Annotated in this window: 13 protein-coding genes; 1 reads left to right on the top strand and 12 read right to left on the bottom strand. The window is 63.2% G+C overall.

The features are described 5' to 3' along the window. Nucleotides 1-16: 16 nt before the first annotated feature. The 9 genes from gltB to IFU31_RS10230 form a co-directional block, all read right to left on the bottom strand. Entirely contained in the window at nt 17-4,465 is a 4,449-nt protein-coding gene (gltB, locus tag IFU31_RS10270) for a glutamate synthase large subunit (protein ID WP_185794942.1), read from the bottom strand. Between the two features lie 394 nt (nt 4,466-4,859). Further along, nucleotides 4,860-6,434, bottom strand: coding sequence for an SPOR domain-containing protein (locus tag IFU31_RS10265; protein WP_192102844.1), 1,575 nt, complete (start codon nt 6,432-6,434; stop codon nt 4,860-4,862). Between the two features lie 70 nt (nt 6,435-6,504). Next, entirely contained in the window at nt 6,505-7,608 is a 1,104-nt protein-coding gene (aroB, locus tag IFU31_RS10260) for a 3-dehydroquinate synthase (protein WP_192102843.1), read from the bottom strand. Nucleotides 7,609-7,691: 83 nt separating this feature from the next. Further along, nucleotides 7,692-8,210 carry a shikimate kinase AroK gene (gene aroK / locus IFU31_RS10255; RefSeq protein WP_043191342.1) on the bottom strand — a complete coding sequence of 173 codons (519 nt, stop codon included), beginning with the start codon at nt 8,208-8,210 and terminating at the stop codon, nt 7,692-7,694. A gap of 4 nt (nt 8,211-8,214) precedes the next feature. Beyond that, nucleotides 8,215-10,317 carry a type IV pilus secretin PilQ gene (gene pilQ, locus IFU31_RS10250; RefSeq protein WP_192102842.1) on the bottom strand — a complete coding sequence of 701 codons (2,103 nt, stop codon included), beginning with the start codon at nt 10,315-10,317 and terminating at the stop codon, nt 8,215-8,217. 36 nt (nt 10,318-10,353) lie between these two features. Further along, nucleotides 10,354-10,881, bottom strand: a complete 528-nt coding sequence (gene pilP, locus IFU31_RS10245; RefSeq protein ID WP_192102841.1) for a type 4a pilus biogenesis lipoprotein PilP — start codon at nt 10,879-10,881, stop codon at nt 10,354-10,356. Further along, the gene (gene pilO / locus IFU31_RS10240; protein ID WP_192102840.1) at nt 10,878-11,537 is read right to left on the bottom strand and encodes a type 4a pilus biogenesis protein PilO; all 660 of its coding nucleotides are present in this window, start codon (nt 11,535-11,537) and stop codon (nt 10,878-10,880) included. Before pilO ends, pilP begins: the two co-directional genes overlap by 4 nt. After that, nucleotides 11,534-12,103, bottom strand: coding sequence for a PilN domain-containing protein (locus tag IFU31_RS10235; protein ID WP_122480445.1), 570 nt, complete (start codon nt 12,101-12,103; stop codon nt 11,534-11,536). Before IFU31_RS10235 ends, pilO begins: the two co-directional genes overlap by 4 nt. Then, nucleotides 12,104-13,168, bottom strand: coding sequence for a pilus assembly protein PilM (locus IFU31_RS10230; protein ID WP_122480446.1), 1,065 nt, complete (start codon nt 13,166-13,168; stop codon nt 12,104-12,106). It abuts the gene before it with no gap. Nucleotides 13,169-13,352: 184 nt separating this feature from the next. Between IFU31_RS10230 and IFU31_RS10225 the strand changes: the two genes are divergently transcribed. Next, complete coding sequence (locus tag IFU31_RS10225; RefSeq protein WP_446731030.1) at nt 13,353-15,797, top strand: penicillin-binding protein 1A; 2,445 nt, start codon at nt 13,353-13,355, stop codon at nt 15,795-15,797. A 382-nt stretch (nt 15,798-16,179) separates the two neighbouring features. Here IFU31_RS10225 and IFU31_RS10220 read toward each other — a convergent pair whose 3' ends face one another. The 3 genes from IFU31_RS10220 to rpmE all read right to left on the bottom strand — a co-directional run bounded on the left by IFU31_RS10220 (nt 16,180) and on the right by rpmE (nt 18,652). Beyond that, nucleotides 16,180-17,448 (bottom strand): malic enzyme-like NAD(P)-binding protein, encoded by a 1,269-nt coding sequence (locus IFU31_RS10220; protein ID WP_122714552.1) that lies wholly within the window; start codon nt 17,446-17,448, stop codon nt 16,180-16,182. Between the two features lie 179 nt (nt 17,449-17,627). Then, nucleotides 17,628-18,383: a thermonuclease family protein gene (locus IFU31_RS10215; protein ID WP_446730948.1), complete on the bottom strand. Its 756-nt coding sequence runs from the start codon at nt 18,381-18,383 to the stop codon at nt 17,628-17,630. 50 nt (nt 18,384-18,433) lie between these two features. After that, nucleotides 18,434-18,652, bottom strand: a complete 219-nt coding sequence (gene rpmE, locus IFU31_RS10210; protein ID WP_043193699.1) for a 50S ribosomal protein L31 — start codon at nt 18,650-18,652, stop codon at nt 18,434-18,436. Nucleotides 18,653-18,722 lie beyond the last annotated feature (70 nt).

The following is an 18,722-nucleotide window of genomic DNA, read 5'->3' as shown; positions in this document are numbered from 1 at the left end:
ACTGTTCAGGCGCATATCACTGCGGGTTGGCACGGGTGCTGGACAGCAGCGATTTCAGGTTGGCGGCCTTGGGCTTGACCAACCAGAAGCGACGCAGATAGTCGTCCAGGTTTTCCCAAAGGTTGCGGCCCCATTCGCTGTCGGTTTCGGCGACGTATTCGGCCAGCACGCGCTCCAGGTGAGTACGGTAGGCCTCCATGGCTTCGCCACTGATGCGCTGGATTTCCACCAGCTCGTGGTTGACCCGGTCGACGAAGCTGTTGTCCTGGTCGAGCACGTAGGCGAAACCGCCGGTCATGCCCGAGCCGAAGTTGTAGCCGGTCTTGCCGAGCACGCAGACGAAACCGCCGGTCATGTATTCGCAGCAGTGATCGCCCGTGCCTTCCACGACCGTGTGGGCACCGGAGTTGCGCACCGCGAAACGCTCGCCTGCGGTACCGGCGGCGAACAGCTTGCCGCCGGTGGCGCCGTACAGACAGGTATTGCCGATGATGGCACTGTCCTGGGTCTTGAACGGGCTGCCCTTGGGCGGCACGATCACCAGCTTGCCAGCGGTCATGCCCTTGCCGACGTAGTCGTTGGCATCGCCCTCCAGGTACATGTTCAAGCCACCGGCATTCCAGACGCCGAAGCTCTGGCCCGCAGTGCCCTTGAAACGGAAGGTCAGCGGATTGGCGTTCATGCCCTGGTTGCCATGCAGCTTGGCGATTTCCCCGGAGATGCGCGCGCCGATGGAGCGGTCGCAGTTGCAGATGTCCATCGCGTATTCGCCACCGGTCTTGCCCTGAATCGCCGGCAAGGCCATTTCCACCATCTTCTCGGCCAGCAGGCCCTTGTCGAACGGCGGGTTGCGCTCCACCTGGCAGAACTGCGGCTTGTCGGCTGGAATATGGTCGCTGCCCAACAAGGGGGTCAGGTCCAGGTGCTGCTGCTTGGCGGTTTCACCCGGCAGCATTTCCAGCAGATCGGTGCGCCCGATCAGCTCGCCCAGGCTGCGCACGCCCAGCTTGGCCAGCCACTCGCGGGTTTCCTCGGCCACGTAGGTGAAGAAGTTGATCACCATGTCGACCGTGCCGATGTAGTGATCCTTGCGCAGCTTCTCGTTCTGCGTGGCCACGCCGGTGGCGCAGTTGTTCAGGTGGCAGATGCGCAGGTATTTGCAGCCCAGGGCAATCATTGGCGCGGTGCCGAAGCCGAAGCTCTCGGCACCCAGGATCGCCGCCTTGATCACGTCCAGGCCGGTCTTCAGGCCGCCGTCGGTCTGTACCCGCACCTTGCCGCGCAGGTCGTTGCCGCGCAGGGTCTGGTGGGTTTCAGCCAGGCCCAGTTCCCACGGTGCACCGGCATACTTGATCGAGCTCAGCGGCGATGCACCGGTGCCACCGTCGTAGCCGGAAATGGTGATCAGGTCGGCATAGGCCTTGGCCACGCCGGCGGCGATGGTGCCCACACCTGCCTCGGCCACCAGTTTGACCGACACCAGCGCGGCCGGGTTGACCTGCTTGAGGTCGAAGATCAGCTGCGACAAGTCCTCGATGGAGTAGATGTCGTGGTGCGGCGGCGGCGAGATCAGCGTCACGCCAGGCACGGCATAGCGCAGCTTGGCGATCAGGCCGTTGACCTTGCCGCCGGGCAGCTGGCCGCCCTCGCCGGGCTTGGCGCCCTGGGCCACCTTGATCTGCAGCACTTCGGCGTTGACCAGGTACTCGGGGGTGACCCCGAAGCGGCCGGTCGCGATCTGCTTGATCTTCGAACTGCGCACGGTGCCGTAGCGCGAAGGGTCTTCGCCGCCTTCACCGGAGTTGGAACGCGCACCCAGGCGGTTCATTGCCTCGGCCAGCGCTTCGTGGGCTTCGGGCGACAACGCACCCAGGGAAATCCCCGCCGAGTCGAAACGCTTGAGAATCGCTTCCAGCGGTTCGATCTGGTCCATGCCCAGCGGCTCGTCGAGCGTCTTGACCTTGAGCAGGTCGCGGATCATCGACACCGGACGGTTGTCGACGATCGCGGTGTATTCCTTGAACTTGCTGTAGTCGCCCTGCTGCACGGCGGCCTGCAGGGTGTTGACCACGTCCGGGTTGTAGGCGTGGTACTCGCCGCCGTACACGAACTTCAGCAGACCGCCTTGCTGGATCGGCTTGCGCGGGCTCCAGGCCTCGGCGGCAAGGGCTTTCTGCTCGGCTTCCAGGTCGACGAAGCGCGCGCCCTTGATGCGGCTCGGCACACCGCGGAAGCTCAGCTCGCAGACTTCCTCGGACAGACCGATGGCCTCGAACAGCTGGGCGCCGCGGTACGACGCCACGGTGGAGATGCCCATCTTCGAGAGAATCTTGAGCAAACCCTTGGTGATGCCCTTGCGGTAGTTCTTGAACACCTCGTAGAGGTCGCCCAACACTTCACCGGTGCGGATCAGGTCGCCCAGCACTTCATAGGCCAGGAACGGATAGACCGCCGAAGCGCCAAAGCCGATCAGCACGGCGAAGTGATGCGGATCGCGGGCGGTAGCGGTTTCCACAAGGATGTTGCTGTCGCAGCGCAGGCCTTTCTCGGTCAGGCGATGGTGCACCGCACCGGTGGCCAGCGACGCATGCACCGGCAGCTTGCCCGCAGCGATGTTGCGGTCACTGAGCACCAGCAAGGTACGTCCGGCGCGCACCGCCTCTTCGGCCTGATCGGCGATGTTGCGCACGGCGGCTTCAAGGCCCATGGCTTCATCGTAGTTCAGCTCGATGACCTGCCGATCGAACCCCGGCCGATCCAGGTTCATCAGCGAGCGCCACTTGGCGGGCGAGATGACCGGCGAGCTGAGGATCACCCGCGAAGCATGCTCCGGGGACTCCTGGAAGATGTTGCGCTCGGCACCCAGGCAGATTTCCAGGGACATCACGATCGCTTCGCGCAGCGGGTCGATCGGCGGGTTGGTCACCTGCGCGAACTGCTGGCGGAAATAGTCGTAAGGCGTGCGCACGCGACGCGACAGAACCGCCATCGGCGTGTCGTCGCCCATCGAACCCACAGCTTCCTGGCCCTGTTCACCCAGTGGGCGCAACACCTGGTCGCGCTCCTCGAAGGTCACCTGGTACATCTTCATGTACTGCTTGAGCTGGTCGCTGCTGTAGAAAGCCGAACCGTGGTCGTTGTCTTCCATGGTCGACTGGATGCGCAGCGCGCTCTTGCGCAGCCACTGCTTGTAGGGGTGGCGCGACTTCAGGCGGTTGTCGATGTCATCGGTGTGCAGCACCTGGCCGGTTTCGGTATCGACCGCCAGGATCTGGCCCGGACCCACACGCCCCTTGGCGATGACGTCCTCGGGCTGGTAGTTCCACACGCCGATTTCCGAGGCCAGGGTGATGTAGCCATTCTTGGTGGTGACCCAGCGCGCCGGACGCAGGCCGTTGCGGTCGAGCAGGCACACGGCATGGCGGCCGTCGGTCATGACCACGCCGGCCGGCCCATCCCAGGGCTCCATGTGCATCGAGTTGTATTCGTAGAACGCCCGCAGGTCCGGGTCCATGGTCTCGACGTTCTGCCAGGCCGGCGGAATCAGCATGCGCACGCCACGGAACAGATCGATACCACCGGTGACCATCAGTTCGAGCATGTTGTCCATGCTCGAAGAGTCGGAACCCACGCGGTTGACCAGCGGGCCGAGCTCTTCCAAATCCGGGATCAGATCGTTGGCGAACTTGGCGCGACGGGCCAGCGCCCAGTTGCGGTTGCCGGTGATGGTGTTGATCTCGCCGTTGTGGGCGAGAAAGCGGAATGGCTGGGCCAGCGGCCATTTCGGCAGGGTATTGGTGGAGAAGCGCTGGTGGAACACGCAGATGGCGGTCTGCAGACGCTCGTCGGACAGGTCTGGATAGAAGGCCGTGAGATCGGCCGGCATCATCAGGCCTTTGTAGATGATGGTCTTGTGCGAAAAACTGCAAATGTAGTGATCGGTGTCGGCGGCATTGGCCACGGAGGACCGGCGGCGGGCACTGAACAACTTGATCGCGAACTGCTGATCGCTCAGGCCTTCGCCTCCGACGAACACTTGCTGGATTTTTGGCAGGCGCTCAAGGGCCAGGCGGCCCAGCACGCTGGTGTCGATGGGCACGTCGCGCCAGCCGACCAACTGCAGGCCGGCAGCCTCGATTTCGCGGTTCATGTTTTCGCGGGCCGCTTGGGCGCGTACCGGGTCTTGATTGAAGAAGACCATGCCCACGGCATATTGCTTGGGCAGTTCGTTGCCAAAGTGCTGTTGGGCGATGGCACGCAGAAACAGGTCGGGCTTCTGGATCAGCAAGCCACACCCGTCGCCGGTCTTGCCGTCGGCGTTGATCCCACCGCGGTGGGTCATGCAGGTCAGGGCCTCGATGGCCGTTTGCAACAGGTTATGGCTGGGCTCACCCGACATATGGGCAATCAGGCCAAAACCGCAGTTATCCTTGAATTCATCCGGACGATACAGACCTGTTTTCATAGACACATTCTCACCAGGCTGCCTCTTGTTCGAGGCAATTTCTTTTCGATTCAACTAGTTACCACACGCGCCGAACGTTCGCCGGCTTTGCGGGGGCAAAAGGGAGGTCATTGTACACAGCGCTACGAGTGGTCACAAATTCAGCGACGAAATCAATAACTCATTTGTCGCAAATGTGAACGTTTCCAGCAGGCTATTGTGATAGCGACTTGAGCTGGATTCTGAATCCCGCAGCCTGACAGTGCAAGCCCGCATGCCTGCAGGGCCCGTGCTTGAGCCTTTCAAAGCAAACCAGGGGACAGGGACGGCGAAGCCTGCCTCGCAGTGCGGGGCAGGCTTGGGATTCAGATGACGCCGGAGGGTGGGGCGGCGGGGATAGGGTGCCGCCCGACAATCAGCGAGCTGTCGCGAGGTCCTGTTGGACGCTGGCGACAGTGCGTGGCCAAGGTTTACCAGCCTGGACCTTGGCTGGCAAGTTCTTGATGGCGGCAACGGCGGCATCACGGCTGGCGAAGCTGCCATAGGTGATCACGTAGAGCGGTTTGCCTTGCAGGGTTTTCTTGAAGTAGCGGAACTCGCCACCCTGTTCCTTGACGTAGGCCTGCGCAGCGCCTTCGTTGCTGGTCCCCAGAATCTGCACCACATAATTGCTTGGCGACTGCCCGGCATACCAACTGCCGCCGGCGGCAGCTTTGCCGGCCGCTGCAGGGGCCGCCGGAGCTGGCTTGGCCGCCACGGTGGGCGCAGGCGCAGGCTTGACGGCTGTGGTCGGCGCAGGTTTGGTGGTTGCTGGCGGAGCTGTCTGACGCGCAGGCGCTGGGCTCGGCGCGACCGCTGCAGGCGAACCTACAGGCACACCGGCTGGCGGTGCGATGGTGGTCACGGTAGGCGGCTGCGGCGACGTATTCACCGCGTCGCCCGTCTCTTCTCCGTCGCCCATACCGGTGGACTCTGCCAGCGGGCCACGCATGACCGGCTGCTGTCCATTCATCGGCAACGACTGGGAGCTGCCATTGAATTCGACCGATGGATTGCCGTTGTTGGATTGAGCGGCACTTGGCTGCCCCTGCCCCATCGGCAACTGGGCCTGTTCTGTCGTGCTCGGTGCCTTGCCGTCGCGGCTGGGGATCAGCCAGGCGGCAGCCACAGCGACGACGACAACGGCGGAAATCGCCAATACGTGTTTCTTAGGCATCTTAAACCCCATAGCAGGACGCTTCACCGACGAGCGGCTAGCGATCATGGCCTCGATCAGTGCGTCACGAGCAACCTGGTTGATGGCTCCTGGCCAACCATCCGAGTTCTCGTGAATGTCGGCGATCTGATCATTGGTGAGCAACTGGATTCCCTTACCGGCACCCTCCAGACGCAGCGCCAGGTATTCGCGGGTTTCCTCGAGGCTGTACGGTTGCAGCTCGATCACGTGGAACAATTCCTGCCCGGCGCTGAACTGCTCCAGGCCCGCGATCAATGAAGGCTCGCCGAACAGGAACACATGTGGGCGCCCGTCCGCGGTGCCCGCCGCCAACGCCAGCAGGGCTTCGAGTGCGGATTCGTCGAGTTGTTCCGCGTCGTCCACCAGCAGGTAGACTTCCTGCCCTGTCAGCCCCAGCTGGACGATCTGCGCCAGCAGGGCCGGCACTTCCAGAGTATTGAGGTTGAGCGATTGGGCGACCTGGGTCAGCACGCTGGCGGCATCGCCGGCCCCGCGCGCCGACACCACGATGCTTTGCACCGACTGCTTGTTGGTACTGGCGACCAAAGCCTGGCGCAGCAGGGTCTTGCCACTGCCATGCGGGCCGGTAACCACCAGCAACAGCTGGCTATAGCGCGCCAGATGGTGCAATTGGCCCAGCACCGGCTTGCGCTGGGCCGGGAAGAATTTGAAGCCAGGCACCCTTGCGGCGAAGGGGTCATGATCCAATTGGTAGTGGCCGAGAAAGGCCTCATCGGCATGCAGACTTGTCATCGAACTCTCGTAGAACAAAGGTGGATCGTTGATGGGTTGCTGGAAACACGTCCTGCTGGAACAGGCTCCACTAGGCTTCCAGCCCGGCGACGATGGCGCGGTAATCCGCTTCCAGGGTCGCCTGAAGCACATCGTGCGGGTAGTCGGCGGTGATCACTGCTTCGCCGATGCTGCGCAGCAGCACCAGGCGCAGACTGCCATCCAGCACTTTCTTGTCGATTGCCATGTGCTCGAGGAAATCGGTCGGCGTCATTTCCGCCGGCGGCACCACCGGCAGGCCGGCGCGCTGCAGCAGACGAATGCCGCGATCCCGCTCGGCCTGGGTGATCCAGCCAAGGCGCATGGACATCTCCAGCGCCATCACCGTACCGGCCCCCACGGCCTCACCGTGAAGCCACACACCATACCCCATATGGGTCTCGATGGCGTGGCCGAAAGTATGCCCCAGGTTCAGCGTGGCGCGCACACCGGACTCGCGTTCGTCCGCACCCACCACTCGTGCCTTGGCCTCGCAGGAACGGGCAATGGCCACGGTCAGGGCAGCCTGGTCGACGGCCCTGAGGGCATCGACGTTATCTTCCAGCCAGCCCAGGAACGGTTCGTCGCAGATGAATCCGTACTTGATCACCTCCGCCAGCCCCGCCGACAGCTCGCGCGGCGGCAAGGTGGCCAGGGTGGTGGTGTCGATCAACACCGCCTGCGGCTGATAGAATGCGCCGACCATGTTCTTGCCCAGCGGATGGTTGATGCCGGTCTTGCCGCCCACCGACGAGTCGACCTGGGACAGCAGCGTGGTCGGCACTTGGATGAAATCGACACCGCGCTGGTAGCAGGCAGCAGCGAACCCGGCCATGTCACCAATGACACCGCCGCCCAAGGCAATGACCGTAACGCGCCGATCCAGACGTGCCGTGAGCATGGCATCGAAAATGGTCTGCAGGGTTTCCCAGTTCTTGAACGCTTCGCCGTCCGGAAGCACCACGGGCACCACCGAATAGGCGCCCAGGGTCTGGGTCAGGCGATCCAGATAGAGCGGCGCCACCGTGGCGTTGGAGATGACCGCCACCTTTCGCCCGGCAATGTGCGGGGCCAGCAGCCCAGCCTGATCTAGCAGCCCTTCGCCAATGTAGATCGGATAGCTGCGTTCGCCGAGGTCAACCTTGAGTGTCTGCATGTGTCCCCACTATTGTTCTGTGAATCGAATGCCGTCAAACGGCGCCCTGCGCCGGTAGCGGATAGCCGCGCGTACGGCCGCCTTCAGCGCGGCGGCAGGCGTTGCAGGCGTTCGAGGATATCGAGGACCACCATGCGCGGTGGGCGCTCGTCGGTCTGCACCACCAGGTCGGCGATCTCGCGGTACAGCGGATCGCGGATTGCCAGCAAGGCCCGCAGCGTGGCCTCCGGGTTGGCGGTGCGCAATAGAGGCCGATTGCGATCGCGTGCCGTGCGACCGACTTGCTGTTCGACCGAGGCGTGCAGGTAGACCACGCGCCCGCCGGCGTGCAATGCCTGGCGGTTTTCATCACGCATGACCGCGCCACCGCCGGTAGCCAGCACCAGGCCGTCGAACTCGCACAGCTCGGCCAGCATGGCCTGCTCGCGGTCGCGAAAGCCGGCCTCGCCTTCCTGATCGAAGATCCACGGGATATTCGCTCCGGTACGGGTCTCGATTTCCTTGTCGGAATCCTTGAACGGCAACCGAAGCTCTTTGGCCAGCAAACGGCCAATGGTGCTCTTGCCTGCACCCATTGGCCCAACAAGTATCAAATTTCGCACAGAATCAACGACTCACAGCAATCGCCTGGTTATTCATGATACGCGGTGTCAAGAATACCAGCAGCTCGGATTTGGCTTCCGACACGACATCCCGACGGAAAAGGCGCCCAACATACGGCACGTCGCCCAAAAAGGGCACCTTGTCCACGGTTTTACTTTGCGTGTTGGAGAAAACCCCACCGATGACGATGGTCTCGCCGTCGTTGACCAGCACCTTGGCGTTGACCTCGTTCTTGCTGATCGGCGGTACACCCAGCACCGCGTTCAGGTAGTCGGGCTCATCCTTGGTGACCTTCACTTCCATGATGATGCGGCTGTCCGGGGTGATCTGCGGCGTCACCTCGAGTGACAGCGAAGCCTCCTTGAACGACACCGTGGTGGCGCCGCTGGAGCTGGCCTCCTGGTACGGCACCTCGGTACCCTTGAGGATCTTCGCGGTTTCCTTGTCCGAGGTCACCACCTTGGGCTGGGAGACGATCTCGCCATTGCCGGTGCTTTCCATGGCACTGAGCTCAAGGTCCAGCAGAACGTTGTTGGTCACGAAGCCCAGGCCGATGCCGGAGGTTGCATCGGCGGCCCCCAGGTCGATGAAGGGCGTGTTGCTGCCGACGTCGGCGCCGGTGTTGCCGGCTTCGTCGCCATTGTTGTCCAGCCCGTAGGCCGTCCAGTTGTTCTTGCCCCTCAGGTTGGTCGAACCGCCCCAACGCACGCCCAGCGCCTTGTTGTAGCCGACGTTGGCTTCGACGATGCGCGCCTCGATCATCACCTGACGCACCGGAATATCCAGTTGGGTAACGATACGACGCAGTTCGTCGAGGCGATCCTGGGTCTGGTAGGCAATGATGTTGTTGGTGCGCTCGTCGACAGTGATCGAGCCACGCTCGGTCTCGACGTTCTCGCCGCGGGTCACCGACTGGAACAGCTTGGCGATGTCGGCAGCCTTGGCATAGTTGACCTGCATCAACTCGCGGCGCAGCGGCGCCAGCTCCTGAATCTGCCGCTGCGACTCCAGCTCCTGGCGCTCGCGGGCGGCAATCTCGTCGGCCGGGGCCACCAGCAGCACGTTGCCGACCTTGCGTTTGTCCAGGCCCTTGGTCTTGAGCACCAGGTCCAGCGCCTGATCCCAGGGAACGTTCTGCAGGCGCAGGGTGATGCCACCCTGCACCGTGTCACTGGCCACCAGGTTGAGGTTGGTGAAATCGGCGATCAGCTGTAGCACCGAACGCACGTCGATGTCCTGGAAGTTCAGCGAGAGCTTCTCGCCGGTATAGACATTGCGCTCGACATTGCGCCGCGCGACGTCCTCGTTGGTCAGCGGCCGCACACTGATGGTCAGGCGGTTTTCGGTCTGGTACGAGGAGTAGTCGAAGCTGCCGCTGGGCTCGATGGTCACGGTCGCGCCAGTGGCGCCGACCGAGGAGTTGACGAACTGCACCGGGGTCGCGAAATCCTTCACGTCCAGACGCACGCGCAACGGATCGGGCAGCTGGGTCTTGGCGAAAGTGAGCAGGATCTTGCCGCCCTGCTCTTGAATATCGGGGCTGATGGTCGGGTCGCTCAGGTCAATGATCACATTGCCTTCGCCCAGCTCGCCGCGCTGAAAATCGACGTTGCGAATGGCACGGCCGGCGGGCACTGCCGCGCGCGCAGGCGCAGGCACGGCTGCGGGTCGCGGGGCGGGCCTGGCCGCTGTCGGCGCTGGTATCGCCGTACCCTGCAGGGCCGCGGCACCCTCGCCCACCAACACGAACAGGTCGTTGCCCTGCACGCGAGTGCTGTAGGGCGCGAGCTTTGTCAGGTTGACGATGATCCGCGTGCGGTCGGTGGCCTCGACCACCACCACACTGCGGGCATTGCCCACGCCCAGATCGCGGCTGCGGGCGCCCAGTTGACTGGTCACACCCGGCAGGTCGAGGGCGATCCGGGCCGGTTGCTCGGTGGTATAGCCGCGTGGCGCCGTGACCGGGCCGTCGAACGAAAGCTTGAGCTCGATGCGATCACCGGGCAGGGAAGCAACGTCGAGCGTCTTCAAGTTCGCGGCCATGACGATCGGTGAAAGCATCGCTATCCCTAGCGAAATACCGAAGGCTGAGAGAATCCTGTTCATTTTCGAGTTCCACTAGACATGCTTGACCCAAGCCCTTTACGAGCGCTCTTTGAGCGGGATGGTGCGAGGCCGCTCCAACCAACCACCATCCCCATCGGGAACGATTTCAACGACATCGACCTGGGCATCGCTGATGGCGATGATCCGCCCGTCGTTGCGACCCAGGTAATCGCCTACCTTCAGGCGGTGCACGCCACCGGCGCCGCGCATCAGGGCAAAGCGCCCACCGGCATTGCCCAGGGTGCCGACCATTTCGAAATCCTCGATGTTGAAACCCTCCAGGAATTGCTTGACCCGCGTCGTGTCGGGCTTGATGAGCCGGGAGCCCTTCTGCCTGTTCACCAGTTCGATCTTGATCGGTGGCTGGAACGGACTGCGCAACGACGCAGCCTCGTAACTGAACGCCTGATAGGGCGCAAAGCGCGGTATCGGTTCGATCTTGCCCTTGGGCCTGGCCTTGACCTCGGCCATGAATGCGTCGAGGTCGGCGAAATCGCCGTTGCCACCGCAACCTGCCAGCACCAGCATGCACGCAGCCAGGGCTGCAACGAATACTGCTTTCATTTCGCTTGCCCCTGTGTCGGTGCCGCGTCCGCGCTAGGCAGGCCTTGATCGTTGTAGCGGTAGGTCTTGGCCAGGATACTCATGCGCAGTTGGCTGTTACTGGCCTTCGGGTCCACGGGTTTCACTTCGAAATCGTGCAGGGTGACGATCCGTGGCAGGCTGGCCACGCCACTGACGAAGGTGGCCAGGTCGTGGTAGGTGCCGGTCACGCTGATCTGTATCGGCAGCTCGATATAAAACTGCTGGGTCACCTCAGGCAACAATTTTATTTCTTCGAACTCCAACCCCGAACCCAGACCGGTGCGAGTGATGTCCTCGAGCAGGCCCGGCACTTCGGTGTCGCTGGGCAACTGGCGCAGCATCGCACCGAACGACGTTTCCATTTCCTGCATCTGCTCGGTGTAGGTTTCCAGGTTCGCCGCCTGGAAGGCCTTGGTGGAGAACTGCTCCTTGAGCGCAGTTTCCTGATCGGCCTGCTGCTGCAATTGCGCTTCGAGGTCCGAGATGTGGAAGTTGTAGCCCAGGCCGAGAATGAGCGCCATCAGCAAGACGCCGGCAATCACCTTGACCGCAGTCGGCCACGAACCGATGTTGTTCAGGTCAAGCTCGCTGAGCTCGACCTTGCGCAGGCTGTCCATCCAGCTCGAAGGGTTCATTTGTCGTCCCCTTCGGCCTGGACCGGAGCGGTCTGGCGCACGGTCAGCTGGAAACTGTTGGCGCCGTTGACGTCGGCACTGGTGTTGGCCTTGACTTCGTTGAGGGCGGGCGCTTCCAGCCAGGGCGAAGCGTCGAGGTTGCGCAACAGGTCGGACACGCGGTTGTTGGTCTCGGCGGCGCCGGCAATGGCAATGCTCTTGTCGGTCATTTTCACGTCGGTGAAGTACACGCCGTCGGGCAGCGTGCGCGCCATCTGGTCGAAGATGCGCCCGATGATCGGGCGGTTGCCCTGCAGGTCCTGGATGGTTTTCATGCGCTCGAGCAATTGCTTGCGCCGCGCCTTGAGCTCACTGATCGACTTGATGCGCTGATCGAGCAGGACGATCTCGGACTGCAGGTGGGCATTACGCGCCGTCTGGGTGTCGATGGCATTGCCGATGAATCGGTCCGCCAGAAAAATGACCGCGATGGCGCCGACCAGCACGCCGGCCATGGCAATCAGGAATTGTCGCTTGCGCTCTTCTCGCAGCTGCTCGCGCCACGGCAGCAGGTTGATCCTTGCCATCTAGTCGAAGCTCCTCAGCGCCAGGCCACAGGCGATCATCAAGGCCGGTGCATCGCTGGCCAGCGCACCGGCATTGACCTTGCTGCTCAGGGCCATGTCGGCGAACGGGTTGGCCACCAGGGTCGGGGTGCCCAGGCGTTGCTGGATCAGTCGATCCAGGCCGGAAATCGAAGCAGTGCCACCGGCGAGCATGATGTAGTCGACATCGTTGAACTGGCCGGCGGCAAAGAAGAACTGCAGCGAGCGCGACACCTGCTGTACCACGGCATCCTTGAACGGTTGCAGCACTTCGGCCACATAGTCGTCGGGCAGCCCGCCCTGCTTCTTGGCCAGGCCGGCTTCCTCGTTGGAAAGGCCGTAGCGGCGCTGGATTTCCTCGGTCAGCTGGCGCCCACCGAACAACTGCTCGCGGGTATAGATGATGCGGCCGTTGTGCAGCACGCTGAGGGTGGTCATGGTCGCGCCGATGTCCACCACGGCCACGGTCAGGGCCTGGTTGCCACCGGCCAGCTGCGCGGTGAGCAGGCCAAAGGCACGCTCCAGCGCATACGCCTCGACATCCACCACCTTGGCGCTCAGCCCGGCCAGGGCCAGGGCAGCCTCGCGGACCTCGACGTTTTCCTTGCGGCAGGCAGCCAGCAATACCTCGACCCGCTCGGGGTTGCGCGCCGAATAGCCCTGCACTTCGAAGTCGATGGCGACTTCTTCGAGGGGGTAGGGAATGTACTGGTCGGCCTCGACCTTGAGCTGGGTTTCCAGCTCGTCGTCCGACAGGCCGGCGTCCATCTCGATGGTCTTGGTGATCACCGCCGAACCGGCCACGGCCACCGCGACGATGCGGGTACCGGTGCGCGCCTTGACCAGCACGCGGCTCAGGGCATGCCCGACGCCTTCGAGTTCGGCAATGTTCTTCTCGACCACGGCATTGGCCGGCAACGGTTCCACGGCATACGACTCGACCCGGAAACGGTTGCCCGTGCGGCTCAGCTCGAGCAATTTGACCGACGTGGAGCTGATGTCGATGCCCAATAGCGAATGTGCTTTCTTGCTGAAGAGTCCACGCACAACCGATTCCCTATTACTATCCGCGACTTACGGACCCTTTGTCGTACGAGGCATTTAATAGCAGTCTTGACAGAAGCGCAAATGACGCTCCGGGTCGAAAAATGCTTATAATGCCCAGCGTTTTTTTCCACGTACCGCGTGCTGCGCTTAACCCATTCTTTTATCTGGAAATCCAAAAGCCTTGATACGCCTGCTGAAGTTTTTCTGGTGGTCTTTCCTCGCCGTCGTCTGCGGGCTGTTGCTCGTACTCAGCGGGGCATTTCTGTATCTCAGCCCCAGCTTGCCGTCTGTCGACGCCCTGCGCAGCGTCGAGCTGCAGATCCCCCTGCGGGTCTTCAGCAGCGACGGAAAACTGATCGCCGAGTTCGGCGAGATGCGCCGCTCGCCGATCAAGTTCGCCGAGATTCCGCCACATTTCATCCAAGCCCTGTTGTCCGCAGAAGACGACAATTTCGAAAACCATTACGGCGTCGACCCCAGCAGCCTCATGCGCGCCGCCTCGCAGCTGGTGCGCAGCGGTCATATCCAGACCGGCGGCAGTACCATCACCATGCAGGTCGCCAAGAACTATTTCTTGACGTCCGAACGCAGTTTTTCACGCAAAATCACTGAAATCCTCCTTGCCTTGCAAATCGAGCGCCAACTTACCAAGGATGAGATTCTCGAGCTGTACGTGAACAAGATCTACCTGGGCAACCGGGCCTACGGGATCGAAGCCGCCGCACAGGTGTATTACGGCAAGTCGATCCGCGACGTAAGCCTGGCGCAGATGGCGATGATCGCCGGCCTGCCCAAGGCGCCTTCGCGCTTCAACCCGCTGGCCAACCCGGTACGCAGCAAGGAGCGTCGCGACTGGATCCTGGGGCGCATGTTCCGCCTGGGCAAGATCGACGAAGCCAGCTACAACGCTGCCGTCGGCGAGCCGCTCAACGCCAGCTATCACGTGCCCACCCCGGAAGTCAGCGCGCCGTGGATCGCCGAAATGGCCCGTGCCGAAATGGTCGGTCGCTACGGCAGCGAGGCCTATACACAGGGCTTCAACGTCACCACCACGGTGCCGAGCAATCTGCAGGAAGACGCCAACCACGCCATCAGCTCCGGGCTGATCGCCTACGATCAACGCCATGGCTATCGCGGTCCGGAAGCTCGCCTGCCCGGCAAGACGCCGCGCGAGTGGGCCCAGGAACTGACTCGCCAGCGTCCGCTGAACGGCCTGGAGCCTGCCATCGTCACCAAGGTCGACAAGACGGGCATCGTCGTGCTCACCCGCGACGACAAGCAGGAGTCGATTGCCTGGGACAGCATGAAATGGGCGCGCCCCTTCATGAACACCAACAGTGTCGGGCGCACGCCTGCGCAGCCGTCGGACGTTGCGCAGGTAGGCGATCTGATCCGCGTACAGCGTCAAGACGATGACACCTTGAAGTTCAGCCAGGTACCGACGGTGCAGAGCGCGCTGGTGTCGCTGGACCCGCGCACCGGCGCCATCCGTGCCTTGGTCGGTGGTTTCTCGTTCGAACAGAGCAACTACAATCGTGCGATGCAGGCCAAGCGCCAGCCGGGCTCCAGCTTCAAGCCGTTCATCTATAGCGCGGCACTGGACAAGGGCTACACGCCCGCCAGCCTGGTCAACGACGCCCCCATCGTGTTCGTCGACGAGTCGGTGGACAAGGTCTGGCGTCCCAAGAACGACACCAATACCTTTCTGGGCCCGATCCGTCTGCGTGAAGCACTGTACAAGTCGCGCAACCTGGTCTCGATCCGCGTGCTGCAGAGCCTGGGTGTAGACAGCACCATCGACTACATCAGCAAGTTCGGCTTCAACAAGCAGGACCTGCCCCGCAACCTGTCGCTGGCACTGGGCACCGCCACCCTGACACCGATGGAAATCGCCACGGGCTGGAGCGTGTTCGCCAATGGCGGCTACAAGGTTTCGCCGTACCTGATCGAACGTATCGACAGCCGCAACGGCGAGACCCTGTTCCGCGCCAATCCGCCGACGGTACCGGCCGACGACATCGCCGCCGCCACGCCCCAGGCGGCACCGGCCAACGCGACCACGGTGTCGGCCCCCATCGCGGTGGACGCCACCTTGACGCCAGGCGCCGCCCCGGCCCCGGTGATTGCCGAGCGGATCATCGACGGGCGCACCGCGTTCATCCTCACCAGCATGCTCGAGGACGTCATCAAGAAGGGCACCGGGCGCCGCGCCATGGCCCTGGGTCGCACCGACCTGGCCGGCAAGACGGGCACTACCAACGACTCGAAGGATGCCTGGTTCTCGGGCTACAACGCCGACTACATGACCACTGTCTGGTCGGGCTTCGACCAGCCTGAAACCCTGGGCCGGCACGAGTTTGGCGGCACCGTTTCACTGCCGATCTGGATGACCTACATGGCCGCCGCGCTCAAGGACAAGCCGGCTCATGTGCAGCCCGAGCCCGACGGCATCCTCAGCCTGCGGGTAGACCCGATCAGCGGCCGCGCGGCCGCACCGGGCACGCCGGGCGCCTACTTCGAGCTGTTCAAGAGCGAAGACACACCGCCTTCCAACAGCGAGTTCGGTGGCGGCAGCGCACCGGGCAGCCCGCTCCCGGCAGACGAATCGGCGCCGATCGACCTGTTCTGATACCAGACCGCGTCGATCCCTTCGCGGCCACTGGCCGCTCCTACACGGTTTGTGGACATCCGTAGGAGCGGTCAGTGGCAGCGAAGGCGCCTGATCGTGCACACCCGTAGGAGCGGCCAGTGGCCGCGAAAGCGTCAGATCGTGCACACCCGTAGGAGCGGTCAGTGGCCGCGAAGGCGCTAGATCGTGCACACCCGTAGGAGCGGCCAGTGGCCGCGAAAGCGTCAGATCGTGCACACCCGTAGGAGCGGTCAGTGGCCGCGAAGGCGTCAGATCGTGCACACCCGTAGGAGCGGTCAGTGGCCGCGAAGGCGTCACTCGGATCACAAAAAAAGCCCCGACTCTCGCGAGCCGGGGCTTTTTTCATGGCGCGTCCAAAGGCTTAGCCGTTGAACACGTCATCCACGCTCTGCAGCGGGTAATGCTTGGGGTACGGCAGGGTGGCCACACCGGTCTCGATCGCAGCCTTGGCCACGGCGTCGGAGATCAGGGTGATCAGGCGTGGGTCCATCGGCTTGGGAATGATGTACTCGCGACCGAATTCCAGCGAAATACCGCCGTAGGCGTCGCAGACTTCCTGGGGCACGGGCAGCTTGGCCAGTTCACGCAGGGCGTTGGCGGCGGCGATCTTCATTTCTTCGTTGATGCGCTTGGCGCGAACGTCCAGGGCACCACGGAAGATGAACGGGAAGCCCAGCACGTTGTTGACCTGGTTCGGGTAGTCGGAACGACCGGTGGCCATGATCACGTCGTCGCGGGTGGCGTGCGCCAGTTCCGGGGAGATCTCCGGATCGGGGTTGGAGCAGGCGAACACGATCGGATTGGCGGCCATCGACTTCAGGCCTTCGGCGCTCAGCAGGTTGGGGCCCGACAGACCGACGAACACATCGGCGCCCTGCAGGGCATCGGCCAGGGTGCGCTTCTCGGTGGTGTGGGCGAAGACCGCCTTGTACTGGTTCAGGTCGTCGCGGCCGGCGTGGATCACGCCCGTGCGGTCGATCATGAAGATGTTCTCGATGCGAGCGCCCATGCTGACCAGCAGCTTCATGCACGAGATAGCGGCGGCGCCAGCGCCCAGGCAGACGATCTTGGCGTCTTCCAGAGTCTTGCCGGCGATTTCCAGGGCGTTGATCATGCCGGCTGCGGTGACGATCGCGGTACCGTGCTGGTCATCGTGGAATACCGGAATGTCGCACTGCTCGATCAGCGCGCGTTCGATTTCAAAGCACTCGGGCGCCTTGATGTCTTCCAGGTTGATGCCACCGAAGGTGATCGAGATACGCTTGACGGTGTCGATGAAGGCCTGCGGGCTTTCCGAGTCGACTTCGATGTCGAAGACGTCGATGCCGGCGAAACGCTTGAACAGAACGCCCTTGCCTTCCATGACCGGCTTGGAAGCCAGCGGGCCGAGGTTGCCCAGGCCCAAAATGGCGGTACCGTCGGAGATGACCGCTACCAGGTTACCCTTGCCGGTGTACTTGTAGGCCAGCTCGGGATCGCGACCGATTTCGCGAACGGGCTCGGCTACACCGGGGCTGTAGGCCAGCGACAGGTCGCGGGCGGTTGCAGTGGGCTTGGTGAGTTCGACGCTCAGTTTGCCTGGGCGTGGATGGGCATGGTACTCGAGAGCGGCAGTTTTCAAATCTGACATTGGGGGCGTTCCGCTTTTACGTTGGTCTGACGAGACCCGCGAGGATACGCAAGATGCCTACACCCGACAAGACTACCCGGTCACATGCGTCAAGGCCCCTGGCCTACGACTTTCGGCGGGTACCGACAGGGCCGTCGAGGGCCTGCGAGGCAGCCCATGCACAGGCGCCTCTGGCCGGTTCACGGCTGTATCTGCACCATCTGCGGGGTGCTCACCGGCAACATCCAGCGCAACTGCCCGGCAGCCCGATTGCCGCGCCGATTGCGATCCAGCACCCAGCCGCGGGCCTCGACCTTTTGGCCTTTCAGGGCATCGAGCCAGCCTTCGGGGAACAGCGCGAACACCTTGGGCGCGACGTGCAGGACCACCGAGTCGTCCAGTTCGATCCAGGCCCCGGCGCGGTTGCGTTCGACCTTGCTGACCCGCCCGCCGAGCAGGGCGAAGCCGGCACGCTCCACCTGCGCGGCGGCGATGGCCGGCGATTGACGCCACAGCCCCAGCCCGGCCATGCGTGCGGCGTGCTCGGCCTGCTGCTGGCAGGCCACCTGCTCGACATTGGGCGCCACCGCGACCTGCAGGGCCAGTCCTTCGGCCAGCAATTGCGCCTCGAAGTTCAGCCCACCGCGGCCATAGACATGGGCCAGGGTGCGCTGGTAGCGATCCTGGCTCTCGCGGCCCAACTGCAGGCCGACCAGGCCGTCGCTGTCATCGACCAGCGCCTGCAACCGGCGCCGCGCGGCCACGGCGTAGGGCTCGTCGCCGCGCCCCTGGCGACCGATCTCAGGCGCATTGATACCGATCAGGCGGACGCTGCGGCCATCCTGCAGGCGCAGGGTATCGCCATCGATGACCTGGCGGACCTGGGCGGTGCCCAGCCCGCTCGGAGCCGGGCAGAAGGCCTCGGCCTGAGCGGCGCCAAGCCAGAAAACGCCCACAAAAAAGGCGCCCGCAAGGGGCGCCTTCTTCAACAGCGAGAGCAAACCAATCAAGCTTTCTTGGCGCCGAAGCCGCCGAAACGCTGCTTGAAACGGTCAACACGACCGCCAACGTCCAGAGTCTTCTGCTTGCCAGTGTAGAACGGGTGGCATTCGGAGCAGACGTCGAGGCTCAGTGGCTTGGCCAGAGTCGAACGGGTCTTGATGACGTTACCGCAGCTGCAGGTAGCGTCGATGGCTTCGTATACTGGATGGATATCGGCTTTCATGGTGACTTCCTCAGGCTGCGTGCCGCCACCCGACACCATTGTCGAGTACCGCACGTAATTAGGCCGCGTA

It is taken from the genome of Pseudomonas sp. CFBP 13602, from assembly GCF_014842725.1.
Lineage (GTDB): Bacteria > Pseudomonadota > Gammaproteobacteria > Pseudomonadales > Pseudomonadaceae > Aquipseudomonas > Aquipseudomonas baltica.
Note: the sequence above shows the minus strand (reverse complement) of the source record. Positions and strands in the feature narration are given on the sequence as shown.

Bases quoted from the DNA above. Each gene is read 5' to 3' on its own strand.
- pilP (WP_192102841.1), bottom strand. From the start codon at position 10,881: ATGAAAGCAGTATTCGTTGCAGCCCTGGCTGCGTGCATGCTGGTGCTG.
- pilQ (WP_192102842.1), bottom strand. From the start codon at position 10,317: ATGAACAGGATTCTCTCAGCCTTCGGTATTTCGCTAGGGATAGCGATG.
- IFU31_RS10220 (WP_122714552.1), bottom strand. From the start codon at position 17,448: ATGTCAGATTTGAAAACTGCCGCTCTCGAGTACCATGCCCATCCACGC.
- gltB (WP_185794942.1), bottom strand. From the start codon at position 4,465: ATGAAAACAGGTCTGTATCGTCCGGATGAATTCAAGGATAACTGCGGT.
- IFU31_RS10235 (WP_122480445.1), bottom strand. From the start codon at position 12,103: ATGGCAAGGATCAACCTGCTGCCGTGGCGCGAGCAGCTGCGAGAAGAG.
- IFU31_RS10265 (WP_192102844.1), bottom strand. From the start codon at position 6,434: ATGACAAGTCTGCATGCCGATGAGGCCTTTCTCGGCCACTACCAATTG.
- aroB (WP_192102843.1), bottom strand. From the start codon at position 7,608: ATGCAGACACTCAAGGTTGACCTCGGCGAACGCAGCTATCCGATCTAC.
- rpmE (WP_043193699.1), bottom strand. From the start codon at position 18,652: ATGAAAGCCGATATCCATCCAGTATACGAAGCCATCGACGCTACCTGC.
- pilO (WP_192102840.1), bottom strand. From the start codon at position 11,537: ATGAACCCTTCGAGCTGGATGGACAGCCTGCGCAAGGTCGAGCTCAGC.